The following is a 23,457-nucleotide window of genomic DNA, read 5'->3' as shown; positions in this document are numbered from 1 at the left end:
CCGAAGTGAAACAGTTAAGACACACTTTTAGGCATGAACTGGGGGACAAAGTGCGGCGAAAACACTCTAAACAGCCGAAACCGAAAATGTAGGTTTCAATCCAGCAAACGTAAACTTGTCTACTGGGAATTGTTAAGTAGGGTAGGGCATACCCAAACTCTAGATAAATATTCTAGTACGCTTTTGGAGATAGATCCCAAGAGAGTGTTTCTGAATTGGACTCGTCAATTGGTGGTACTCCACGGTTGAAAAGTTTAAGTATTGCCGTGAGGACAGAACATTTTAAGGTCAGTCGCTGAATTAAGAATCCCCTCGGCTTCAGCCAGGGGAGTGTCAAGTTGAGTGAGAAATGTCAATTTTAAAACCGATTGATTGAGGTAGAAGTCCACAATTCGCTGCTCCGCTTCCTGCGATCGAACTCCGAGCCGCACTGGCCCCACCATTTAACGATGGCGCGGCTCGTGGCGCGGGCTTTGCGCTTGGGGCGCAGCGCTCTGATCCAAACGGGGCTTCCCGGTGGAGCTTACCGACAGCGGTATCGAGTCAGCTATTTGATGCCGATTTTGATGTGGCCGGAACCTGTGATTTTAGTCGCGCCGACACGGCTGATTGAGCATTTGAGAGCAGTGGAAATTCCACGTTTGCAAGAGTGGCTGCAAACTGATAAGTCGATCGAGATTTATTCCGATCGTGCCACGGGGCGAGGATTGATGCTAGCAGATCCGCAGTCTTGGCTGGCGGCTCGCTTGGCGGCGAATTCGCCACTTCACAATAATATTCCGACAATTATCGACGGTGTGGATGACTTGGAAGTTTGGACGCGCCACCAATTGACGGCGTGTTTGCAACCTGCTGACTGGAATGATTTAATGCAATCTCAGCCTTTGGAAGCCGATGCAATCCTCCAAGGGCGGGTACTGCTAACGCGGGCTTTCTTTCAGCATCCGGCGAAACCAGAGGAGTGCTATTTGCTGGAAACGGCAGAGCAAAATATTTTGCAGGGGCTGTTTGAAAGGATCGAGCCAAATTCGCTGATTCCGGCTGCTTGGAGCAATTTTTGGCAGCGGTGGGAAGGAAACGGAAAATTGCGGTGGGCCCAAATTCATCGGGAGGCTGGCTCATTTTCTCTGTTCTGCGCGCCGGTTCAGGTGGCTGAGGTTTTGAGCAAAATTTGGGATTGTCAGCCTGTGGTGTTGATTGGGGGGGCGGTGGATGTGGAACCGAAGGCTCCGATCTTCCGGCAAATGCTGGGACTGCCAGAATTGACGAGCGTTAAGTTTTCGCCCGATCGACAAAGCGAATTAATTCAACTGTACATTCCCAACTGGCTGCCGCTGCCAAATACGCCGGAATTTCAGGGTGTTTTAATTGAAGAAATTCGGACTTTGCTGTTGATGAGCGCGTCGGTGGCGGGTTTAACGGTGTTGATTGTTGGTGATGTACCGCTGAAGGCTCGGCTGGCAGCGATTTTGGCTTCTGAGTTCGGTTCTCGGGTGCAGGTTGAAAAAACAGATGTGGGGGAGAATGCGATTTTGGTGACGGGGTGGGAGTTTTGGCGGGAACATCAGGGGGAATTTAGGGCGCCTCACTTGCTGGCGATCGCAACTTTGCCGCTACCTTCTTTGGAGAATCCTTTGGTGACGGCGCGTGTGGCTTATTATAAGGAGCAGCGCAAGGATTGGTTTCGGTTGTATTTGCTGCCGGCGGCGCTGAATGAGTTGCAACGGGCGATCGCGCCGGTGCGAGAACGTCAAGGGGTGGTGGCGATTTTCGACAGCAGGGTGATTCACCGCAGTTATGGACAGCAGGTTTTAGCGGCTTTGAGTCCTTTTGCGAGGATTGATTATTTGGATACGACTTGGCTGACGCAGGCTTGAGATGACCTGTTGGCGTATAATTTGGTTGGTTATCAATTGAAATCTGATTTAGCAGACAAAAATTATGGGTGAAGCTAAGCGTCGTAAAGAGTCGATCGGCGACGAATACGGTAAAGAAGAGCGCATCGTTCCCTGGCTGCCAATCACGAAAACCCAAAGCGAAGATTTTGTGAAGTGGACAAGTCGCGGAAGCTGGATGGGGATTAGTCTTTTGGTTGCTTGGTGGATTGTAGTGCGATTTGTCGGCCCCTCGGCGGGTTGGTGGCAGGTTGACTGATGCCAGACTCGACAAATGCCTGTATTCTTGGCATTGTGTCGAGTTCAACTCGGAAACCAGCGGCTGATTTTTTAGGAAAATTTTAGTTGCAAATTTGGACTTGGTATGGTATATTAATTATCTGCGGGCAATTAGCACAGTGGTAGCGCACTTCCTTCACACGGAAGGGGTCACAGGTTCAAATCCTGTATTGCCCATATTTTTAATTTGTAAAATTTGATTTGGAAAAGGCGATGGCATCTATCCTGAATGTAATTCTGTTTGGAAGTAAGTTAAGCTAGAGCAATAGACGCTCTTCAAATTGGTAATGGATACTTTGAAAAAATGAAGCTCCCAAACTATGAAAGAGTAATTTATGAGGACAGCCCCCTAATTGAGGTTATTGCTCAACTTAGATTTCCAACTATCCTGAAAATTGCCAGCCAACAGCCTGTAGACTTTCAAGATAGTATAAGGTTTGAATACCCAATTTTTGAAACTTCTAGAAATTTGCAGATCCCGGTTGAGCTATCTAATCTTTTAACCCAATTTACCTCTAATTTTACCAGTGACTTGACTTCAATTGACTTGACTTATCAATTTAAGTCAGAAGACTTGAGTTGCCAGATATCTTTAGACAAAAACTCTATAACGCTTGCTACGACAAAGTATGAAAGATATGAAAATTTTATTTATAAATTTAAACGCGCTGTAGAACTTTTTGAAAAAATATATAATCCCTCTTTTTATTCACGAACAGGACTAAGATATCGTGATTTAATTATTAGGTCAAAACTAAATATCAAAGACAAAGAGTGGCATGAATTAATACCGCAACATATTGCTTCTGAACTGTATACACCAGAAGTAGCAGATTCAATTCAAAACTTTGTTAAAAATTTACAGCTAAAAACTGAATTCGGTCAAGTTAATTTTAATCATGGGCTTGTTAACGTTAGGGACACAGAAAGAGGTATAGATGAAACAGCTTATTTATTAGATACTGATTTTTTTACTGAGGATAAAGTAGAAAGGAGTGAAAATGCCTGGAAAATACTCGATAACTACAACCATACAGCCAGAAATCTATTCCGCTGGGGTATCACGGAAGAGTTGCACAGAGCAATGCGACCTCAACCAATATAATCCTATGCACGTAACAACTGGTGGTACTCAAAGCAAAAATATAATTGGACAAAGGTATGAAGTTTTACCCACTCCTGCTCAGACGCAGTATCGGCACACATTAGCATCTGCTACTCCTAGCTTAAAAATCGAAGTTTCCATCGAATCACCTATTAGTGGTGAATGGTTTGGTCAATTCAATCAAAACACGATCGCTTGGGTTAAGTGCTTAACGCTACTCAATCTGCTTTTTGCTAACACTCCAGAAGGATTGCAAGAAGCATCTGACGTGCTTGAACAAATGGTGGAATATTATAGTGACTGTCGGTCTGATTTAGGACAAACTACCTTACCTCAAGAATTAGGATTACTTACTGGTAGCGTATTACCTAGCGAAGTCAGACCACCTTTAGTCCTAGATTTTGAGTAGCTAACCATGCGTAAACCTTGGATTTACAGAGCCTCGAATGACAAAGAGGCTCTTAGACAAGGGGAAATTCTGACTGGACTTATACAGATTAAACCAGTTCCAAGTGAATCTTCTCCAAACCTCGATCAAATTCAGTACCTCGATCAAATTCAGTTTAAACCTATTGTTCATCCTTATGCAATTATTGTTACTCAAAACTGTGATTTAGATTGGGACTATAGCGCTAGGCAAAATCGAGATCAACCTAATAAGTTATTAAACTCTATACTTTTTTGTCAAGTATATACAGCTCAAGAAATTCGCTCCAACAAAACAGTTCAGCTAAATTCAGCAGATTGGAATTTAGTTAAATCTAATCGTTATCAGCAATACCATTTTTTGGAAAAAATACCTCTAGAACGTGAATCATCTCATGAAGGCATACCAGAATTAACAGTAGATTTTAAAAAAATTTTTGCGATAGATGCTGATTTCTTATACAATCAAATAAATAACAATTTTGCTAAACGACGTGCTGTGCTTGAAAGTCCATATTTAGAAGACTTTTCACATCGTTATCATGACTTTCATGGGCGTGTAGCACTTCCTGCACAACATGAAAGTGAAAAGGGGGTATAAGCTAAAGCGAAAAATTAAGCAGCGAGAAAATTAGAGAACTTTTTGCTTTTTCGCTAAACAGAATTCTGTATGTAGCTGTACTTTTCCGAATTGCTATAAATTCTCGCTTGAATTTTGTATTACAAATACACTACACTAGCATTGTAGCTCGTGCCCCGCAGGAGGTTTCCTCATGGCAAATGCCAATCTTTCTCAAAATTTCAACTTAATCATTCCCGCAGGAACCCAAATTGTCACCAAAATCGAGGTCAAAAATCCTGCAACTAACGAATCTTGGAAACCGGGATTAGTAGGTGTCATCGTTCAATCGCCTACCGACAATTCCCACGCATATTTAGTCAAACTTCCAGACGGAACACAAGTTAGTCTGCGGCGGCACGAACTCAGCATCCGCAAGCAGTTTCAGAGCGAAGGATTGCAGTCAGGAGGAGATTTTCTTGCAGAATACAACCTCTATGATTCTGTAATTTACCGCTGCATTGTTGGTTCTAGAGCCTACGGTCTTGATAACGAGCAATCCGATACAGACAGACGCGGGATTTACCTGCCGCCGGCAATACTTCATTGGTCGCTTTACGGCATTCCAGAACAATTGGAAAACAAAGAAAATCAGGAATGCTATTGGGAACTGCAAAAGTTTCTAGTTTTGGCACTAAAAGCTAATCCAAATGTGCTAGAATGTTTGTACACGCCTTTAGTAGAAACTGTTTCTCCTGTAGCACAAGAATTGCTGGAAAATCGGGAAATGTTTCTTTCTCAATTGGTTTATCAAACTTACAATAGCTACGTTTTGTCTCAATTTAAAAAAATGGAGCAAGACCTCCGCAATACCGGGGAAATTCGTTGGAAGCACGCGATGCACTTAATTCGCTTGTTGCTGTCAGGAATTACTGTCCTAAAGGAGGGGTTTGTACCCGTTCGCGTGCAGGATTATCGATCGCAACTTTTATCTATCCGCAACCAAGAAATATCCTGGGATGAGGTGAATCGCTGGCGGTTGAGTTTGCACGGTGAGTTCGATCGCGCTTTTGCTGCAACTTCCTTACCGGAACGTCCTAATTACGAGAAAGCGAACCTGTTTTTGATTGAAGCGCGTAAAGGTGCGATCGGCTAAAAGGGGTGGGTTTACGAGATCGTTAATTTGAGACATATATAGTTGGTAAAACCAGCCCCTACAGGTATTTGCGATTGTTTAACCGGAATTGAAATTAGCATTGATAAAATGTTGAATAAATGACAGAATACATCTCGAATCTAGCCCAAATTCTCTCAGTTAAACCTTACCCGCTGCTGTTTGCGACTGTCAGCGGTTCGCACTTATACGGCTTTCCTTCGGCAGATTCTGACTTCGACTTGCGGGGAGTACACATTTTGCCGCTACCGAAAGTAATTGGACTGATTTCTGGAGAAGAAACAATCGAAGTTTCTGAAGTTCGGGAGGGAATGCAACTCGATTTAGTAACTCACGATATCAAGAAATTTTTTGAGTTGCTGTTGAAGCGCAACGGCTACGTGCTAGAACAACTGTATTCGCCACTCATAGTTTACACTACAAAGGAACACGAGGAATTAAAGGAGCTCGCCTCGAACTGCATTACCAAGCACCACAGCCACCACTATCTCGGTTTTGCTAAAACTCAATGGAAATTATTTGAGAAAGAACGCCCGCGTCGGGTTAAGCCGCTGCTGTATGTTTACCGGGTGTTGCTAGCTGGAATTCACTTGATGCAAACCGGGGAAGTTGAGGCGAATTTGGTGAAACTTAACGAGAAGTTCCAGTTGTCGTATATTCCTGATTTGATCGATCGCAAGCTGGCTGGGGAGGAAAAATCAGTGCTGGAAGATACAGATATAGAATTTTATCAGCAAGAGCGCGATCGGCTAATTAATATCTTAGAAGAAGCAAGTTTTAAAAGTCATTTGCCGTCAAATCCTAATGCCAAGGTTGCTCTTAGCGATTTTCTGGTAAATGTGAGGATGTCATCTGTGAAGTAAGCTGTTCCACCTCTAATTAGTCTTTTCGTGGAGCAAGCAGCCTATATATTAGTCGTTGTGTGCGCCGAAGATCGCAGAACCTCCAGTTCAAGACACATCAGTACCAAAGAAACCGGGTTTTTTATCCTGATCAAAAGCCAGAATGCCGTATTTTCCTCGTCCATTAAACCCGGTTTTAAGTGATTCACCTTGATAGATTTGTGTGGGCTGGTCCGCTAAGGGCAGGTATGCCGATATTTTGATCCTCGGTAACTTGTGTGTTTTTTCCTGGTATGTAAATATTCCAACTTACGCCACCTAAATATGTCTTGATATATGAAATCAAGGCGTGGATAAATACAACGATGCCCAGCATTTCTAATGACTCTTCAATGGTTGTTACTATCACGTAGGATACATTCTCCGCTCCCGTGGTAGAAGCTAGGTATCCCCCTGGCATTTCCATCCCCATTGCTCCTCCAATATAAAGAGCGCAGGCTGCCAAAAATAATTTTTTTGTGGCAACAGGAAGGTGGAACACAAACTTACTGTAGGATAAGAGAAAAATCACTACTAGAAAACCAATCGGCACAATCCAAGTAAAGTAAAGAACTCCTGTGGCATTTAGCACGCTTCGCAGGCCAATCAAATGTTCGTGCAATTGAGCCATTTCGTCTACAGATAGACCTAAAAATATGAATGATAAAATTTTCCAGTGATTCTGGTAGCGACAACTATCCAAATTTTTCGCATAGGCGATCGCACCCAGCAACAGAGAACTAAACAGCAATGCCAAAGATGAGTATATAGTTGGAATGTTCCCCTCGCCATCAACGTTGAATGCCATTGCCAAGAAGTCTCTAGACGGGTAATCCGGCAAGAAGTACAGAGCCATCCGACTTAAGAAAGAGAGTACAACTAGACAGGTCACCACTCGAAGCAAAAATTGGGTTACAGCCCCAGGAGCTAGAGGAATGTGGAATTTCATGTGATCTTAACCGTTATCTTAAGCTTTGTTTAAGGGCATCTTATCAAAACAAAAAAAACTTCGGTATACCCAAAGGCAGAGAAGACTCCTCCGGGTGAAAGTCCACTTTCTATAACCGTAGGATGATGGTAGGATTAAGGAATTTAGCAGACATCGATCGCCCTTAATTTTATTGTTGCTATATAAAAACGTTTTTGTTTCCTGAGATGTAAATTAGATATCTCCCAAAATGAAGCTGAAACCCTTACGAAGGTTGAGTCGATATCTAAATTTGATCGATGTCTGCGAGAGAAACTCGGCTTCAGGAAGCCGAGATCCCTCATTACCGAGGATTTCTGTAATCAAAGGCGATAACTCATCAATATCAGTGACAGCCATGAGATGAAATAACAGGCCGATCGCGATCGAGTGATGCGCCACCATTTCTTAACCTAGACTTTCCCCACCGAGAGCAAAATATTTCCTTGTCAAAGTCAATTAGCTTTCATTCAATTGCTGATTTCCTAAGTTTTTGCTGCTTTACTTATTTTTCATACCTGCGCGGCGTATAAACCCAAACATCTCCATATTTGCGGGGAATAATCCGAGTCTGACTCGAACCGACAATCACTAAAGTTCTCATGTCTGCATCTTGCGGCTGGAATTCGCCGAGGGTGCAAACGCGCACAGATTGGCCTGGCCGGCCGAGGTTTCGCCCTAGTACGACGGGGGTTTTAGCATCGCGACTTTGCAACAAAATCTCGATCGCCCTTCCGAGTTGCCAAACCCGCTGTTTTGAGATGGGATTGTAAAATGCGATCGCGAAATCTGCGATCGCAGCGGCGGAAATCCGCTGTTCAATGACCTCCCAGGGCTTGAGAATATCCGAAAGCGAAATCACGCAAAAATCGTGTCCGAGGGGTGCTCCGATCGCAGCAGCGGCCGCCTGCATGGCTGAAATGCCCGGTGCCACCCGAATATCAATGCCTTGCCATTCGGGTTTGGCATCAAAGTCGATCGCCTCAAACACCGCCGCCGCCATCGCAAAAATACCCGGATCTCCCGACGAAACGACGGCGACAGATTTGCCGGATGCTGCTAAATCTAGGGCAAAACGGGCGCGATCGATCTCTTCGCGGTTGTCGGAATCGTGCCGCTTTTGTCCGAACCCCAGGGTTCCGGCTAAGTCGAGATAAAATTTGTAACCCACCCAATCCGTGGCTTCGCGCAGAATTTCCTTAACCTCCGGGGACATCCAGGGCGCGCCTCCGGGGCCGGTACCGACGATCGCCAGTTTGCCGCGGCTAATTCCGATCGCGCTAGCATTTATGGGTTCGGCGGCTAGGGCGATCGCGCAATTGAGTGCGTTTGGGCGATCTGACTCGATTAAGTGACTGTTTGCACCGGCTGCTGTCAGGGCAATTTGTGCGGCCTGATTTTCGATGAATTCAATTGAGTCTAATTCGACAAGTTCGGACAGATTGAAAAAACGGACGGGGACTTTAAAATATTGTGAAACTGCCTCAAGTGCCGGATTTCCCATCTCATCTTTTAATGCAAAAAATCCAGCAACGGAAGCCGCTGCTAAACCTGTATTTTCCAAGACTTCCTGCACTAATGAAACCACTATTTCCGGCTCTATATTCGATAGCTTTGTCAGTGCAAGTGCCACAATTTGCGGATGATAAACTAAACAATCTGGCGTTGGCGCAATTGCTTTTTCGGTGACGCGGATCGTCAATTTTGCGTCGGGGGCAATCGGCAAATTGCTCTCGGCAAGCCAGCTTGCAGCTCCTTCTAGGCGTACTTTTGCCCCGGCGAGCAAATTTGAAATAAAAGTCTTCGCGTCCTCTGGATTCGCTAAATAATAGCCTTGGGGAGGGCTCAGCAGCGCGGTGCGAAACCGAATATCTCCGGTGGTGGTAATTGCAGGTTGTACGCCGAGGGCTGCTGCAATCTCTCTGGCCAAATCATTAACGCCGTGCAAACCTCCCAGCAGCGGTACTACGGCGCTTCCGTCTTCGGCGACGGCTAAAACTGGCGGTTCGGCGCGTTTGTCTGACAGCAGGGGGGCGAGGGTACGGATGATAATTCCGGCGGCGCAGATGCCGATGATTGGGGTTTCTGTTGAAAATAATTCCCGCAATGTTTCGCCGAAGTTGCTAAAGTTGATGTCTGTGTCGTTAGTGCGATCGATTAAACCGTAAATCTGGGAACCGGGGAAATGGGCGGAGATTTTTTTGGCGATCGGCTGGCTGTTTTGACCTAAGATAACAATTGCGGGAGGAACTCGATTCACGTTTGTAAATATGGCTGTGTTTGGATTGGTTTGATTATTTTAATCGGTTCTTACTTTAATAAGACATAGTTGATGAACCGCGAAGGCGCGAAGTAAGAAAAAGCAGAAGTTTATCTGTTTTGTTCTGTCTGTCAGTGACACAGGCATCTTGCCCGTGCATCTCTGCAATTAGTTTATCATTAAAACAAGCAAATATTCGGAGGTTTGGCTGTGAAACGCATTGTTTTAATTGCAGGGTTTGAATCTTTTAATGCTGATTTGTACCGGAAAGCTGCCGAGTTGGCTGTTTCTGGGTGTCAGGGATTGGAAGTACGGGTTTTTAGCGATCGCGCCCTCGTAGACGAACCCGACGCTGTAGCAGCCGCCCTCTCTAATGCTGATGTGTTTTTCGGGAGTTTGCTGTTTGATTACGATGCGGTAATGTGGCTGCGAGAAAGGGTGCAACATATCCCGATTCGCCTGGTTTTTGAGTCGGCTTTGGAATTAATGAGTCTTACTCAAATTGGCGCTTTTAAGATTGGCGACAAACCGAAGGGAATGCCGAAGCCTGTTAAGTTTATTTTGGATAAGTTCAGCAATGGGCGAGAAGAAGATAAGCTGGCTGGTTATATCAGCTTTTTGAAGGTTGGGCCGAAGTTATTGAAATATGTGCCGGTGCAAAAAGTGCAGGATTTGCGAAACTGGCTGATTATTTATGGTTACTGGAATGCGGGCGGTGCGGATAATGTTGTCTCGATGTTTTGGATTATTGCCGAAAAGTATTTGGGGCTGAAGGTTGCAGAAATTCCGCCGCCTGTGGAAACTCCCAACATGGGTTTATTGCATCCTGATTATAATGGTTATTTTGAATCGCCTCGGCAATATTTGGATTGGTATCTGAGTCATCAAAGTGCTAGGGGCGGGCAAGATGCCCGTTCCATAAAAAAGGCTAGACATCTTGATAGAAATGGTTATAACGGGCAAGATGCCCGTTCCACAAAATTTGAGACTAATTTGTCTGAAAATTTAGACCGGGTTTTTAACGGGCAAGATGCCCGTTCCACAAAATTTGAGACCAATTGGTATCAAAAAGTGGAGGGAGGAAAATCCCCTGTTGTGGGCATTTTGCTTTACCGCAAGCACGTTATCACCAAACAACCTTATATTCCTCAATTAATTCGCTATTTTGAAGATGCGGGAATTGTGCCTTTGCCGATTTTTATCAATGGCGTTGAAGGCCATGTGGCGGTGCGGGATTGGATGACGACTGCTGATGAAACTGCGCGGCGGAAACAAGGCAATATTGAAACTTTTTCACTTTCTAAAGATGCTGTGGAAGTTGATGCGATTGTTTCTACTATTGGCTTTCCTTTGGTTGGCGGGCCTGCTGGTTCGATGGAGGGTGGAAGGCAGGTGGAAGTTGCTAAGCGCATTTTAACTGCTAAAAATGTACCTTATTTTGTGTCTGCACCTCTGCTGATTCAGGATATCCATTCTTGGACTCGTCAGGGGATTGGAGGTTTGCAAAGTGTGGTATTGTATGCTTTGCCTGAGTTGGATGGCGCGATCGATCCTGTTCCCCTGGGCGGTTTGGTGGGTGAGGATATTTATCTGGTGCCCGATCGGGCGAAACGCCTGACAAGTAGAATTAACAATTGGGTGAAACTACGTCAAACTCCGCCCTCTGAAAGGAAAATTGCGATTATTCTCTACGGGTTTCCTCCCGGTTACGGTGCGGCGGGTACGGCTGCTTTATTAAATGTACCGAAATCCCTGCTAAATTTCCTGCACAAACTTCAAGCAGCAGGTTATACAGTTGGAGAAATTCCGGCTGACGGTGAGGAGTTAATTCGCAGGGTGAAAGAGGCGGATGATGCTACTTGTGACGGGCAAGATGCCCGTACCACAAAAGAGACTGTTAATGTCAAAACTTTAGAAAAATGGCTGGGCTATCTGTTAACAAGTCGTATCGAAAAACAGTGGAAATCTTTAACTGGTACGGGCATTAAAACAGACGGCGACGAGTTCCAAATCGGTGGCATTCAACTGGGGAATGTTTGGATAGGTTTGCAGCCGCCGCTGGGCATTTCGGGCGATCCGATGCGCTTAATGTTCGATCGCGATTTGACGCCTCACCCTCAATATGCTGCTTTTTACAAGTGGCTGCAAAATGATTTGCAAGCTGATGCTGTGGTTCACTTTGGAATGCACGGCACTGTTGAATGGTTGCCGGGATCTCCTCTGGGAAATACTGGCTATTCTTGGTCGGATATTTTGTTGGGAAGTTTGCCGAATCTTTATATCTATGCTGCTAACAATCCCTCGGAATCGATGTTGGCAAAACGGCGCGGTTACGGTGTTTTGATTTCTCACAACGTGCCGCCATACGGCCGCGCGGGCTTGTACAAGGAATTGATGGCTTTGCGGGATTTGATTGCGGAATATCGGGAAGATACTGCAAAGAATTATGTGCTGAAAGAGGCTATTTGTAAGAAGATTTTAGATAGCGGTTTGGAGGCTGATTGTCCGTTTGATGAGGCTCGAAAGTTGGGGATTGCTTTTAGTTTTGAGAATGTGGGAATGTTCAGTCCTGATGCTTTTAACCGCTATCTAGTGAAGCTTTACGAGTATTTGCAGGTGGTGGAATGTCGATTGTTTTCTTCGGGTTTGCACGTTCTCGGGGAACCGCCTAATTCTGAGGCAATGACCTCTTATCTTGAGGCATATTTTGGGGAGAGGTTATCACAGGAACAGGTGAAAACTATTGTTTCGCAAGCAAGCACAGGCAAGAGGCCTGTGCCACAAGAGGGGTTGGGTGGGGTTTTTGAGGAGGGTTTGTTGGTGCGGGATTTGTTGTTGCAAACGACGGATGAGTTGACTAATCTTTTGCGGGGTTTGAATGGGGAATATATTCTACCGGCACCGGGTGGGGATTTGTTGCGGGATGGGGCTGGGGTGTTGCCAACTGGTCGAAATATTCACGCTTTAGATCCTTATCGGATGCCTTCTCCGGCTGCTTATGAAAGGGGGCGCGAAATTGCTCGGAAAATTATTGAGAAACACGTTGAGGAACAGGGGAATTATCCTGAGACTGTGGCGGTGATGTTGTGGGGTTTGGATGCGATTAAGACTCGCGGTGAATCTATTGGAATTCTGCTAGAATTGGTGGGGGCTGAACCTCTTAAAGAAGGTACTGGCCGCATTGTTCGCTATGAGTTAAAACCGTTAGCTGATGTCGGTCATCCCCGGATTGATGTGTTGGGAAATCTTTCGGGTATTTTCCGTGATAGTTTTGTGAATATTATTGAATTGTTGGATGATTTGTTCGTGCGGGCGGCGGATGCTGATGAACCGGAATCGGAGAATTTTATTCGCAAACACGCTTTAATTTTGCAGGCAAAAGGTGTGCATAATTATTCGGCAAGGTTGTTTTCTAATCCGGCTGGGGATTTTGGTTCTTTGGTTAACGATAGAGTTGTGGATGGTAGTTGGGAGTCGGGAGATGAGTTGGGGAAAACTTGGGAAAGTCGCAATGTTTTTAGTTACGGGAGGAAGGATAAGGGGGAAGCGCGGCCGGAGGTTTTGACTCAGTTGTTGCAAGGGTGCGATCGCATAATTCAAGAAATTGATTCTGTGGAATACGGTTTGACTGATATTCAAGAGTATTATGCGAATACTGGCGGTTTGAAGAAAGCCGCAGAAAAGCAGCGCGGCAAAAAGGTTAACACGAGTTTTGTAGAAAGTTTTTCTCAGGATACAACTCCGCGCAATTTAGAAGATTTGCTGCGTTTGGAATATCGAACTAAGTTGTTAAATCCTAAGTGGGCTAACGCGATGGCAAATCAAGGTTCTGGCGGCGCTTATGAAGTTTCGCAGCGGATGACGGCGTTAATTGGTTGGGGCGGAACTGCTGATTTTACTGATAGTTGGGTTTACGATCAGGCGGCTGATACTTATGCTTTAGATGAAGAGATGGCGAAGAAGTTGCGGGAGGCAAATCCGGAAGCTTTTCGCAATATTGTCGGCAGAATGTTGGAGGCTAACGGGCGGGGTTTTTGGCAGCCGGATGGGGATAAGTTGCAGCAGTTGCGCGAGTTGTACGAGTTAACAGATGAGAAAATTGAAGGGGTGACAGTGTAGTGTTTTTAATATAAATATTTAGGGGCGGGCTAGAAGCCCAACCCCTACTCCCACAATAGTTTCAAAATTTGTCAGGTGCAAGTTAGAGGCGCGGCTATTAAATACCTCGATCGCCCTGCGGTTTTGCTACAGGAACTGACGGTTTCTTGTTGGGAGAATTAAAAGCTCGATCGACCATATCTCCAAAGGGAACAAACTGCGGTGCAGACGATGGAGTTCCGGTTCTGAACGTTGTAACTGGCCCGCTGCCGTCTTGGGCAAAATTAATCAATCTCGTTAAAGCATCACCAGGATTTTTAGCATTGCGTTTGTCTAGGGTGAACAGCAGATTTTGAGAGTTGCAGCGCCCCCGTCCGTTCACATAACAAACTACTGGCAAGTTATTAACAATTCCTGTTGTTAATTGCAAGTTGCTCAATCTTCCGCCATTCTGGGCAACAGCTTTGGTCAATCTATTGGAAACAATTTGACAGCGCTGCCAAGGTGTATATTCGCGACCGAACTCGGTAGATTTCCACAGAATCATCGGATCTGTCGTGACATTTCCGCGTCGCGCAATTGTGACAAAATTCCGACCGGACGTAACACACTGAAATGTTGTTCTAGTGTTATTCCAGTTGCTCGTTGGAGCTGCTTGCACTTGGCTTGCAAAGGCGACAGTACCGGCAAAAACTAAAGCGGATGCTAATAAGGGTGCAGTCAATTTCATAATAACTCCTGCCGCTAAGGCAATTAAATTTATGTAAGAAGTCATAGTTGTAGGGACAGGGCAGTGTCTATTGGTGTCAACTTAAGGTTAAACCCGTAGTCCGCCAGGGAATGAATTCCCTGCCTCAAAGCTAAAGTCCTCTTAAGAGGACTGAGAAAAAGACTGTTAAACTCATTAGTCCTATGCAAGAGGACTTTCGCTATTAGGCAGGGGTTTTAACCGCTGCCGGACTAGGGGTTTAACCTTAAGTTGTGACTAATAGGCAGTGTCCTGTCCCTGCCTATTCAGATTCTGCTGGTTTGCTGTCGCACCCGGATATTTTTCAAAGATTAATATTAGGTTATTGCACCTCATATCTGTAGGTACAGGGCACCGCTGTGTCCTTGTTTCAAAACTTGGGAACACGGCTTTAGGGAGACGGCAGTCCCGTGTCGTTGTTCCAAAACTTCCAGGCCACGGCGGCACAAGTTTCCTAGATAGTCTTTTTAGCTACATTCTGCAAAGCCAGGAGAGTCAACAATGGTAAGTAAAACTACAAAGCACAGCTCCGAAATCGGCTGGCAAATAAATTTTTATGAAACCTCGAATCATTGTTTGCGGGTTGGGCCACACGGGACACAAGATTTTTTGTTTGTTGAGACAGCAAGGAGCGATTGTGGTTGGTATTAGCGATCGCCCAATTCGCGGCGAAACTTCTGATGTGGTTGTCGGTAATTTGCAAGCAGCTTCTACCTTGTTGGTGGCTGGCATTCAAAACGCTCACACTTTAGTAATTGCAGGAGACGATGATGCTGTGAATTTGGCAATTTTGATGCAGGCGAGGATTCTCAATCCTCAGATTCGCATCATCAATAGATTGTTCAATACTAGCTTGGGCGACAGGATTGACCATACTTTGCCCGATCACACTTCCATGAGCGTTTCATCATTGGCTGCTCCGGTTTTTGCCTTTGCAGCTCTCGGCAATCAAGCGATCGGACAGTTGCGTTTGTTCGATCGCACTTGGCCGATTCACGAAGAATATATCGATGAAACACATCCTTGGAAAAATCGCAAACTGAGCGATTTGTGGGACGATCGATCGCGAATGTTGATTTATTATCTGCCGGCTGCTAACAAAACTGATTTAGTATCGGCGGTGCTTGCCGATCGGCAGTGTCAGCAGGGCGATCGGCTAATTGTTGCCACTCAGCCCACTCTCCACAGCCCCCAAAAAACTTTAACTCAAAAACTGCTCAAAACATTAACTAACCTGCGCCGATTTCAGCAGCACAGCCAAGCAGCAGTAATTGTTGTACTAACGCTACTGTCAATGATTGCCGTTGCTACTGCTACCTATATTTGTGTTGACGATAATATCTCAATTGTTGATTCTCTCTATTTTTCAGTAGGGATGATTACCGGAGCCGGAGGCCATGAAAAAGTTGCCGAACAAGCTCCCGAAAGCATTAAACTATTTACAATTGTCATGATGTTAGTTGGAGCTGGCATCATCGGCATCTGCTACGCACTGCTCAACGATTATGTATTGGGAACTCGCTTTACCGAATATTGGGATGTGGCGCGAGTTCCGCAGCGCAATCATTACATTATCTGCGGACTCGGAGGAATAGGTATCCAAATTGCTAAAGAACTGCACACTAATGGTTACGATATTGTGGCGATCGAGCAAGATCCAAACTGCCGGTTTCTGAACACGGCTCGCTCCATGAAAATTCCGGTCATTCAGGGAAGTGCCAGTTTACCCGCTACTTTGGAAGCTGCTAATGTTAAGCAAGCGGCCGCACTTTTGGCTGTTACTAGCAGCGATATGTCTAATGTCGAAATTGCCTTGAGCGCTAAAGGATTAGCACCAAAACTATCAGTTATAGTTCGCAATCAAGACCCACATTTTGCTTTAATGGTGCAGCAAGTTTTTGAATTTGAAGGAGTTTTGAACCCGACGGAATTGGCTGCTCCTGCTTTCGCGGCGGCGGCGATTGGAGGCAGAATTTTGGGCAACGGAATGACTGCTGATAGTCTCTGGGTTTGCTTGGCCACATTGATTACGCCAAACCACCCTTTCTGTGGCCACCGTATTCAAGATGCTGCTAAGTCTGCGGATTTTGTGCCTCTTTATGTGGAAACTAAGTGTCAAACTCTCCACGGCTGGGATTTACTCAATTGTTGTTTGAGTACGGGGGATGTTTTGTATTTGACGATGCCGGCGAATCGGTTGGAGCAACTGTGGAGAACCACCTCGGAATTAATTAAAACTTAATGGTTTGACGTGGGAATTTATGTTGCCGATCGCTCAATTGCAACTACAAACCTGATAAAATGGGATCTGTCTAGTAAATAAGACTTACGACTAATCCTCTGAAATCCGGTTTCTTAGGGCAAGTTCTAGTATAAATAATCAACAGACTCTCAATTAGTTGCGATTTAGAATGAGAAAATTTTTAGGATTAGTTGTGTTTGGCCTGATCATGGCGATCGCCTCTGTAGCTGTCGCCGCTCAACCTTTGTTTCTCGCTTATCCTCCCGCTAACCACAAAACTATAGCCGATCGCATCTTTTTAATCGGTACAGCGCCCGCACCGGGACAAGTGTTAGTAAATGGCAACCAAATTTCGCGCACCGCATCCGGCCATTTCGCCCCGACTTTTCCCCTGCAACTCGGCGAAAATCTCTTTACCTTGCGTTACGAAAATCAGGAAGTCAAACTTAAGGTGACGCGCGAGTCGAATCAGCCGGTAGCCCCTGTAGGATTGGCTTTTGCTAAAGATTCTCTGACGCCAAAAGTCGATGTCGCGAGTTTGCCGGGAGAATATATTTGCTTTGGGGCGATCGCACCTGCGAATGCTCAAGTTTCGGTAAAATTGGCGGGCGTTACTATTCCTTTAAAAGCGCGATCGCAAGTCGAACTACCCGACAACGCATCTGTACTATTAGGTGAAAACTCCCCGATCAAAAAAGGCGGCAGCCAACAGTATCAAGGCTGCGGGAAAACCCCCCCCAACCCCCCCTTAGTAAGGGGGGGCAATGAGTCTAATCCCGCCTTGGCAATGGGGGGCAATGAGTCTAACTCCTCGGTACTAAAAGGAGAAAAAGTGGATTTGGGAGTGCCTGTATTTGAGCTAACAATGAACGGTCAAACTATCAGCCAACAAGGTACTGGCAAGATTTCTATTCTCTCTCCGGCGGATTTAGAAATAGCAGAAGTAACGGCCGATCCGGGTGTTGCCCGAACCGGGGCGAGTACAGATTTTTCTCGGATGACACCGCTGCCGAAGGGAACGCGAGCAACAATTATCGGGCGCGAGGGAGAATGGCTCAGACTCGATTACGGTGCTTGGATAAAAGCATCGGAAGTGCGAATTATCAAGGATACAGTGCCTCCGCGATCGATTATTCGTAGCGCCAGTTCGCGTCAAGTTTCCGGCTGGACAGAGGTGTTATTTCCCTTAGAAACACCCGTCCCAGTCACCGTGCAGGAAGGAGAACGAACCTTCACTTTAACCCTGTACAATACTACCGCTCAAACTGACATTATTCGCCTCTCTGATGACCCAGTAATTTTGCGTTTGGAATGGCAACAAATCGCGCCACTGCAAGTACAATACACTTTTAATCTCAAATCTGCCCAGCAGTGGGGCTATAAATTGAGATACGAGGGCACAACTTTAGTGCTGTCTTTAAAGAACCCGCCGACGAATACAAGCATGATACCTGTGTCGCAAGCAAAACCCCTGTCGGGAATTAAGATTCTCATCGATGCGGGACACGGCGGGCTGGAGGATGGAGGTGCTGTGAGTCCAGTGGGAATTAGGGAAAAAACAGTAGCTTTAACAGTGTCGAAATTGGTGCAACAGGAATTGGTAAATCGGGGCGCGAATGTGGTAATGACGCGGGTAGAAGATGTCGATTTGGATTTGCCGCCAAGGGTGGAAATGATTCAAAAAGAAGAACCTGCGATCGCAATTTCAATTCACTACAATGCTTTGCCGGATAACGGCGATGCCATTAAAACTAAAGGCGTCGGCGCTTTCTGGTTTCACCCGCAAGCGCACAGTTTGGCAATGTTTTTGCACAATTATTTAGTTGCCAAGTTGAACCGTCCGAGCTATGGTGTATTCTGGAACAACTTAGCCATGACTCGTCCTGCCGTTACTCCATCTGTTTTAATGGAATTGGGATTTCTGATCAATCCCGAAGAGTTTGAATGGATTGTGAATCCGACAGAACAAAAGAAATTAGCTGAGGCGATCGCCCAAGGTATTACCGAATGGTTTGCCTCGGTCAAATAATAGTTAGTAGTAAGGACTGAAGTCATTCTCGAAAAAATCATATAGCAATTCTAAATCATTTGTGAATCTCTTACTCCCTCCCTTTGATAAGGGGATGGTTGGGGTGGGGTAAAAAGTTTAGGACTCATTTAGGATTGCTATAGTCAGGACTTCAGTTCAGCCAATCCAAGGAAATGAAATAATGCTAATTTTTACTCAATCAAAAGCCTTTTTTATTGCAGCCGTCGTTGCAAGTTTTAGCTTCTCGCTTTACAGCTTTCCTGTTTTCGGCAAGCAGCAAAATCTTGCTCCCGCAAAAGCAGAAGCTTTAAAAAAGCAAACTCATTGCTCATTTATTACAGGTGAAGGTGGCGCTGTTAACATTCGCAAAGGCCCAGGCAATAAGTACGCGGTTGTAGCTAAACTCAAAAGAGGAGACGGAGTTAGGGCTGTCAGCAGACAAGGTAATTGGGTGAAAATTGCGGCCAGATGTTCGGGTAATCCTCCTAATGAAACTTTGACAATCCTTGACGGTTGGGTGAACAATCAATTTATTAATGGCTGTTCCGAAGACCAATTTGACAGGTGGCGACAATAGGGAATTTGGTTTGTAGTGAGGATTTCATTCCTTAGTTGATATCGGGACTAAAAACCTCACTACAAACCTTACCGGGAGATTTTTAAAATTGATACAAAAAAGGATCTCGCCCTGATTCATTGTTGCATTCTCAACCAGCTAAACACCTGTTCGGCGGTGATATTCAGGGGAATCATTTCGGGAACAGGAAGGACATCGCTACCTTCGCAGAATTGCGGTTGTTGGTTGGGCAAAAATGCTAAAATCGATCGATCGTCTGGATCGATTAGCCACCCCAACTGACAATTATGTTGCAGACAGTGAATGATTTTTTTAGTTACGCGATTTGAGCTTTGTTGTGGCGAGAGAATTTCGATCGCCCAATACGGTGCAACTAGCACATCATCCAACGGTTCGCCACTCTCATCAAATTGAATCTGTTCCCATAATAGTACCGCAATATCTGGAACAATCGATCGACCGCCAAAGGTACACCGCAACTCTGGAAAAGCATAAGCTATCTTGGGAGTTTGCGTCACCTGATTAATTTCGTTGCAGGCTTTTAACCGCAATAAGCTGTGCTTTGTTTTCGGCAGCGGTTTTTGGATAATCTCCCCCTCAATGTATTCGCTAGCCGGTTTAGTTTCTGGCAGTTTCAGAAATTGTTCAAGAGTAAGGCGCTCAGTTGCGATCGTCATAAATAAATTCCTCAATTCTACCTATCTTCAGTGTAATCCCAAAAATATCTATTTTGCATAAAATTTGTGTTACCTCGCCTAATTTTGCGGAACTATTTGCTGCTTAAACTCAAACAAATTAGGATTTTCCGGGTCATAAAACGCCCGCAACCAATGCACGTTTGGAGAACCAAAAGTTTCAACTCTAGTAAAATTTTTCATTCTCGGTAATTGAGTCTCATCGGTAAAATAGGGTAAAGGTTTATCGATGCGGAAATAGTGAGTATCGCCGTGGACGAATACAACCTGCCCTGGGAAATTGCCTGTTTCTGTTTCCAGAGTTGCTATAAAATCGTTGTAGCCACTTCTTCTTTTGTCCGTCGAATCGAGTTCAAATCCCGGATTAGCCTGTGCAACTAACAGAATTCCTTTGCTATTGCTGCGTTTAGCTAAAGCAAAACATTCTTTGATCCAGGCTAAGTTAGCCCAATTGCGATCGGCATATTCTGCATCTGCTTCGGGAGTGCGACCAAAATTGTTGTTGCTTCCTGGCATATTAATCGCCAAAAACACAAGGCCATGATAAATCCAGCGAACATTTTCGCGGTATTTAGCAAACTGTGGGTTTTCGCTTTGACGGGTGAGAGTTAAGGTGCGCTTTCCCAAACTTTGATTACCGTTGCTAAATATTTCCCGCAGTTTAGCGAGTCTTTCTACTGGATCGTAACTGCCGTTTTTTGAACGGTGGCAATCCGTCCATTCATTGTCACCATAAGCTAGAATAAACGGGATTTCAAAATTGTCAAATAACTGCTTGCGGCTGACAAAAGTTGCATCATCGCAGACACTAGAACCGTTTTTAATGTCGCCGTCGTGGACTACAAACGCTGCGGGCGATCGATTGATATCTGCAATCAAATTCGGAAATTGTGCTTCCTGTTCGGCACTGTAGGGCAAATCGCCAATCAAAGCTAATTCAAAAGGTTTATCGGCCGAACTTTCAGCATAGCTCAAAGTACCTAAACCGATAACCGATGCAAAAATTATAAATCCAATAATCAAATATTTTTTAAACATTCCTTCTCCAGTAGCCAGCAAACCATCGATATCCTAACAAAACTTGCCAAAATCTCTGTTTTCTTCTTTTCCTCTGTGTTCTCTGTGCTCTCTGTGGTTCAAAAAAAAAAATCCTGCCTAAATTGCGATTATTAATGATACCATAAACACGATAAATTACTATAGATAAATTATGAAATTTCCCCCGACGCTCTCGGTAATAGCTGCATTTTTAATGGCTAGCTGCAATATCCAACCCCAAAAAATCAACCAGCAAACCAACACACAGCCTACAGAAAGTCGTAGCTTGCGGGGCGGGACGCCATCGCCAATTGCAGCCCCTGTTCCCGCCCAACCCAAGTCTGAGATCAAAGAAGCCAAACTAATTGCTGTCGGTGACATTATGATGCACAGTACCCAAACGCGATCGGGCTACGACGCAAAAAAGCAAACATACAATTTTGACAATTTCTTCACACCAGTTAAAAGTATCCTGTCAACAGGCGATTGGGTAATCGGAAATCTCGAAACACCTTTAGCGGGGTCCGATGCGGGCGGATATACGGGATATCCGCTATTTAACGCACCGGCTCAATTAGCGGATGCTGCTAAAAAAGCTGGATTTAATATCTTGACAACTGCCAACAATCATGCTTTAGATCGTGGAGAAAAAGGAGTAATTAGGACGATCGCCAATCTGAGCGATCGCAAAATTGCCTCAACAGGAACAGCCACATCTACCGCCGAGGCTTCACGCACTTTAATCAGCACCAAAAACAACATTTCACTAGCCAAGCTAGCCTACACCTACGGCACCAACGGCATTCCCATACCCAAAGGCAAAGATTACTTAGTTTCCCTAATCGACGAAAAAAAGATAGTCAAAGATATTGCCAAAGCCCGCAAACAAGGAGCAGATATTATCGCAATTTCCCTGCATTTTGGCAACGAATATCAGCGACAGCCAAACACCCAACAAAAACAATTAGTTGAAAACCTATTAAAAGCCGGTGCAGACATCATTCTCGGCAGCCATCCCCACGTCGTCCAACCTTACAAAATTTTTAACTTTCCCGGCAAAAATGGCAAAACCCGCAAAGCTGTAGCCATTTATTCAATGGGAAACTTCATTTCCGGTCAGAATAAAAAATATACAGACTTAGGCGTGATTTTGCAAGTAAATATTCGCAAAAAATTTCCCGAAAAAACCACAGAAATTACCGATGTAAAAACACATCCTACTTGGGTACACCGCTATACTTTGAACAATAAAACTAACTATCGCGTTTTGCCATTAGAAACAACAGTTAGCCAGAAAAAAGATGCACTGCTAGCAACTTCACAGTATCCTGTTTTAGCAAAATATTTGCAGGATATGAACAATCATCTTAACTCTTTGAATACTCAGCAGAAATCAGAGTAATTGGTAATTGCGCTTCTGCTCCCTCTTCCTTCGCGTCCTACCCTACCCTTCACCGAACCCCTGCGGGGAACGGGAACGGCTTCGCCGAACGCGTCTTCGCGGTTCAATTCAATTCAACTGCTAAATTAGCCAATAAATCGCCCCTTAAAAATCAGCAACCTGCTCAACAGCGGGAATCTGCTGGCGCTGCACCATCACAACCGGAATTCCCAGTTCCCTAGCCGCAGCAATTTTAGCATAAGTAGCATTGCCACCGCTGTTTTTGCTAACAATTGGATCAATTTGATATTCTAATAGTCATTGCCGCTCGTCTTCCAATCAAAACGACTCCTTGCTAATAACAATTTACCGTTAGGAACAGGAGTATTTAGTGCAGGAGGCTCGATCGCCCGCATCAAAAACCAAATAGTCACTGATGTAGGGTGCGTCAATCGATTTTAGATTTTCGATTTGAGATTTTAGAGGCGACCCCACGGATAAATGCTCTTTCTTGAGGATTTTAGATTTTCGATTTGGGATTGATTCCACGGATAAATCACGTGGCGGGTACCATCAATAAATTCCTGGTCAGGGAAAACGATATTACCCGAAAGCAGGGCACGGTAGTGCGGTTTCCCTACAAATCCGGCGATCGTTACATCCGATCCGTGCGATCGGGCGATCGACAAAATTGCTGTAGGGAAACGGCACTACCGTTTCCTGACTGCCGTTTTCTTACCCGCAGTTTTTTTAAAGTCGCATAAATTTTCAGTAAATACCGATCTACACACTCGCCAAACCCAAAGTTAAAATATACCCAATAAAAAATAGCTTCTCCTAGCTGTTTTTTGGGCCAGCTAAATATCAGGGAGTGCATCTACGTGTCAATAAATAAAACGCTCAAAGGCAGAGCCACTACACCTGCCCCAGGTTTTACCATGATTGAGCTATTGATAATTATTTTAATCATAGGAATATTTTGTGCGATCGTCGCCCCCTCTTGGCTAATGTTTATCAACAACCACCGTTTAACCCACATTCCGCAGTTCTGGCTTTGATGACTAAGGATTTTCATACCTTCACTGTAGGAAAAATATCTGTGC

Annotated in this window: 21 protein-coding genes and 1 tRNA gene; 14 read left to right on the top strand and 8 right to left on the bottom strand. The window is 44.9% G+C overall.

Annotated elements, in window-relative coordinates; genetic code table 11:
• The first annotated feature begins 368 nt into the window (after positions 1 to 368).
• From QUB08_RS25975 to QUB08_RS25940, 8 genes are all read left to right on the top strand, one after another.
• Positions 369 to 1,877 carry a helicase C-terminal domain-containing protein gene (locus tag QUB08_RS25975; protein ID WP_333228391.1) on the top strand — a complete coding sequence of 503 codons (1,509 nt, stop codon included), beginning with the start codon at positions 369 to 371 and terminating at the stop codon, positions 1,875 to 1,877.
• 64 nt (positions 1,878 to 1,941) lie between these two features.
• The gene (locus QUB08_RS25970) at positions 1,942 to 2,154 is read left to right on the top strand and encodes a DUF2839 domain-containing protein (protein ID WP_333228389.1); all 213 of its coding nucleotides are present in this window, start codon (positions 1,942 to 1,944) and stop codon (positions 2,152 to 2,154) included.
• Between the two features lie 125 nt (positions 2,155 to 2,279).
• A tRNA-Val gene (locus QUB08_RS25965) sits at positions 2,280 to 2,351 on the top strand.
• 127 nt (positions 2,352 to 2,478) lie between these two features.
• Positions 2,479 to 3,279 carry a TIGR04255 family protein gene (locus QUB08_RS25960; protein ID WP_333228387.1) on the top strand — a complete coding sequence of 267 codons (801 nt, stop codon included), beginning with the start codon at positions 2,479 to 2,481 and terminating at the stop codon, positions 3,277 to 3,279.
• A gap of 4 nt (positions 3,280 to 3,283) precedes the next feature.
• Complete coding sequence (locus QUB08_RS25955; protein ID WP_333104749.1) at positions 3,284 to 3,688, top strand: hypothetical protein; 405 nt, start codon at positions 3,284 to 3,286, stop codon at positions 3,686 to 3,688.
• A 6-nt stretch (positions 3,689 to 3,694) separates the two neighbouring features.
• Positions 3,695 to 4,306, top strand: coding sequence for a hypothetical protein (locus QUB08_RS25950; RefSeq protein ID WP_333228385.1), 612 nt, complete (start codon positions 3,695 to 3,697; stop codon positions 4,304 to 4,306).
• A 172-nt stretch (positions 4,307 to 4,478) separates the two neighbouring features.
• The gene (locus QUB08_RS25945; protein ID WP_333228383.1) at positions 4,479 to 5,420 is read left to right on the top strand and encodes a DNA polymerase beta superfamily protein; all 942 of its coding nucleotides are present in this window, start codon (positions 4,479 to 4,481) and stop codon (positions 5,418 to 5,420) included.
• A 119-nt stretch (positions 5,421 to 5,539) separates the two neighbouring features.
• Positions 5,540 to 6,301, top strand: a complete 762-nt coding sequence (locus QUB08_RS25940; protein ID WP_333228381.1) for a nucleotidyltransferase domain-containing protein — start codon at positions 5,540 to 5,542, stop codon at positions 6,299 to 6,301.
• A gap of 184 nt (positions 6,302 to 6,485) precedes the next feature.
• On the opposite strand, the gene QUB08_RS25935 is transcribed toward QUB08_RS25940, so the two are convergent.
• The 3 genes from QUB08_RS25935 to cobJ form a co-directional block, all read right to left on the bottom strand.
• A complete protein-coding gene (locus tag QUB08_RS25935) occupies positions 6,486 to 7,175 on the bottom strand; it encodes a hypothetical protein (RefSeq protein ID WP_333228379.1) in 690 nt (229 codons plus the stop codon).
• 306 nt (positions 7,176 to 7,481) lie between these two features.
• Complete coding sequence (locus tag QUB08_RS25930) at positions 7,482 to 7,691, bottom strand: hypothetical protein (RefSeq protein WP_333228377.1); 210 nt, start codon at positions 7,689 to 7,691, stop codon at positions 7,482 to 7,484.
• 100 nt (positions 7,692 to 7,791) lie between these two features.
• Complete coding sequence (gene cobJ, locus QUB08_RS25925) at positions 7,792 to 9,546, bottom strand: precorrin-3B C(17)-methyltransferase (protein WP_333228375.1); 1,755 nt, start codon at positions 9,544 to 9,546, stop codon at positions 7,792 to 7,794.
• A 210-nt stretch (positions 9,547 to 9,756) separates the two neighbouring features.
• Here cobJ and QUB08_RS25920 point away from each other — a divergent pair, with 210 nt between their 5' ends.
• Positions 9,757 to 13,665, top strand: coding sequence for a cobaltochelatase subunit CobN (locus QUB08_RS25920; RefSeq protein ID WP_333228373.1), 3,909 nt, complete (start codon positions 9,757 to 9,759; stop codon positions 13,663 to 13,665).
• A 97-nt stretch (positions 13,666 to 13,762) separates the two neighbouring features.
• Here the strand turns inward: QUB08_RS25920 and QUB08_RS25915 are convergent, their stop codons facing one another.
• Positions 13,763 to 14,374, bottom strand: coding sequence for a COP23 domain-containing protein (locus tag QUB08_RS25915; RefSeq protein ID WP_333228372.1), 612 nt, complete (start codon positions 14,372 to 14,374; stop codon positions 13,763 to 13,765).
• A gap of 574 nt (positions 14,375 to 14,948) precedes the next feature.
• Between QUB08_RS25915 and QUB08_RS25910 the strand changes: the two genes are divergently transcribed.
• The 3 genes from QUB08_RS25910 to QUB08_RS25900 all read left to right on the top strand — a co-directional run bounded on the left by QUB08_RS25910 (position 14,949) and on the right by QUB08_RS25900 (position 19,240).
• Entirely contained in the window at positions 14,949 to 16,634 is a 1,686-nt protein-coding gene (locus QUB08_RS25910) for an NAD-binding protein (RefSeq protein WP_333228370.1), read from the top strand.
• 169 nt (positions 16,635 to 16,803) lie between these two features.
• On the top strand, positions 16,804 to 18,663 hold the full coding sequence (locus QUB08_RS25905; protein WP_333228368.1) for an N-acetylmuramoyl-L-alanine amidase: 1,860 nt from the start codon (positions 16,804 to 16,806) through the stop codon (positions 18,661 to 18,663).
• A 181-nt stretch (positions 18,664 to 18,844) separates the two neighbouring features.
• On the top strand, positions 18,845 to 19,240 hold the full coding sequence (locus QUB08_RS25900) for an SH3 domain-containing protein (RefSeq protein WP_333228366.1): 396 nt from the start codon (positions 18,845 to 18,847) through the stop codon (positions 19,238 to 19,240).
• A gap of 116 nt (positions 19,241 to 19,356) precedes the next feature.
• Here the strand turns inward: QUB08_RS25900 and QUB08_RS25895 are convergent, their stop codons facing one another.
• Together QUB08_RS25895 and QUB08_RS25890 are read right to left on the bottom strand one after the other, a co-directional pair.
• Entirely contained in the window at positions 19,357 to 19,917 is a 561-nt protein-coding gene (locus QUB08_RS25895) for a Uma2 family endonuclease (RefSeq protein ID WP_333228364.1), read from the bottom strand.
• A gap of 78 nt (positions 19,918 to 19,995) precedes the next feature.
• Positions 19,996 to 20,973: a hypothetical protein gene (locus QUB08_RS25890; RefSeq protein ID WP_333228362.1), complete on the bottom strand. Its 978-nt coding sequence runs from the start codon at positions 20,971 to 20,973 to the stop codon at positions 19,996 to 19,998.
• Between the two features lie 172 nt (positions 20,974 to 21,145).
• Here QUB08_RS25890 and QUB08_RS25885 point away from each other — a divergent pair, with 172 nt between their 5' ends.
• Positions 21,146 to 22,375: a CapA family protein gene (locus QUB08_RS25885; protein WP_333228360.1), complete on the top strand. Its 1,230-nt coding sequence runs from the start codon at positions 21,146 to 21,148 to the stop codon at positions 22,373 to 22,375.
• Between the two features lie 144 nt (positions 22,376 to 22,519).
• On the opposite strand, the gene QUB08_RS25880 is transcribed toward QUB08_RS25885, so the two are convergent.
• Positions 22,520 to 22,606 (bottom strand): hypothetical protein, encoded by an 87-nt coding sequence (locus QUB08_RS25880; RefSeq protein ID WP_333228399.1) that lies wholly within the window; start codon positions 22,604 to 22,606, stop codon positions 22,520 to 22,522.
• Between the two features lie 308 nt (positions 22,607 to 22,914).
• Between QUB08_RS25880 and QUB08_RS25875 the strand changes: the two genes are divergently transcribed.
• On the top strand, positions 22,915 to 23,118 hold the full coding sequence (locus tag QUB08_RS25875) for a hypothetical protein (RefSeq protein ID WP_333228358.1): 204 nt from the start codon (positions 22,915 to 22,917) through the stop codon (positions 23,116 to 23,118).
• 113 nt (positions 23,119 to 23,231) lie between these two features.
• Here the strand turns inward: QUB08_RS25875 and QUB08_RS25870 are convergent.
• The coding region (locus tag QUB08_RS25870) for a hypothetical protein (RefSeq protein WP_333228356.1) at positions 23,232 to 23,457 on the bottom strand (226 nt) is incomplete at its 5' end.

Origin of the sequence: Microcoleus sp. BR0-C5 (assembly GCF_036705045.1) — a bacterium.
GTDB lineage: Bacteria > Cyanobacteriota > Cyanobacteriia > Cyanobacteriales > Microcoleaceae > Microcoleus.
Note: the sequence above shows the minus strand (reverse complement) of the source record. Positions and strands in the feature narration are given on the sequence as shown.

What these genes read in the sequence shown, in the direction of transcription:
- QUB08_RS25940 (WP_333228381.1), top strand. Translation starts at nt 5,540, where the DNA reads ATGACAGAATACATCTCGAATCTAGCCCAAATTCTCTCAGTTAAACCT.
- QUB08_RS25935 (WP_333228379.1), bottom strand. Translation starts at nt 7,175, where the DNA reads ATGGCTCTGTACTTCTTGCCGGATTACCCGTCTAGAGACTTCTTGGCA.
- QUB08_RS25930 (WP_333228377.1), bottom strand. Translation starts at nt 7,691, where the DNA reads ATGGTGGCGCATCACTCGATCGCGATCGGCCTGTTATTTCATCTCATG.
- QUB08_RS25960 (WP_333228387.1), top strand. Translation starts at nt 2,479, where the DNA reads ATGAAGCTCCCAAACTATGAAAGAGTAATTTATGAGGACAGCCCCCTA.
- QUB08_RS25905 (WP_333228368.1), top strand. Translation starts at nt 16,804, where the DNA reads ATGAGAAAATTTTTAGGATTAGTTGTGTTTGGCCTGATCATGGCGATC.
- QUB08_RS25950 (WP_333228385.1), top strand. Translation starts at nt 3,695, where the DNA reads ATGCGTAAACCTTGGATTTACAGAGCCTCGAATGACAAAGAGGCTCTT.
- QUB08_RS25895 (WP_333228364.1), bottom strand. Translation starts at nt 19,917, where the DNA reads ATGACGATCGCAACTGAGCGCCTTACTCTTGAACAATTTCTGAAACTG.
- QUB08_RS25915 (WP_333228372.1), bottom strand. Translation starts at nt 14,374, where the DNA reads ATGAAATTGACTGCACCCTTATTAGCATCCGCTTTAGTTTTTGCCGGT.
- QUB08_RS25885 (WP_333228360.1), top strand. Translation starts at nt 21,146, where the DNA reads ATGAAATTTCCCCCGACGCTCTCGGTAATAGCTGCATTTTTAATGGCT.
- QUB08_RS25970 (WP_333228389.1), top strand. Translation starts at nt 1,942, where the DNA reads ATGGGTGAAGCTAAGCGTCGTAAAGAGTCGATCGGCGACGAATACGGT.
- QUB08_RS25900 (WP_333228366.1), top strand. Translation starts at nt 18,845, where the DNA reads ATGCTAATTTTTACTCAATCAAAAGCCTTTTTTATTGCAGCCGTCGTT.
- QUB08_RS25890 (WP_333228362.1), bottom strand. Translation starts at nt 20,973, where the DNA reads ATGTTTAAAAAATATTTGATTATTGGATTTATAATTTTTGCATCGGTT.
- QUB08_RS25945 (WP_333228383.1), top strand. Translation starts at nt 4,479, where the DNA reads ATGGCAAATGCCAATCTTTCTCAAAATTTCAACTTAATCATTCCCGCA.
- QUB08_RS25910 (WP_333228370.1), top strand. Translation starts at nt 14,949, where the DNA reads ATGAAACCTCGAATCATTGTTTGCGGGTTGGGCCACACGGGACACAAG.
- QUB08_RS25955 (WP_333104749.1), top strand. Translation starts at nt 3,284, where the DNA reads ATGCACGTAACAACTGGTGGTACTCAAAGCAAAAATATAATTGGACAA.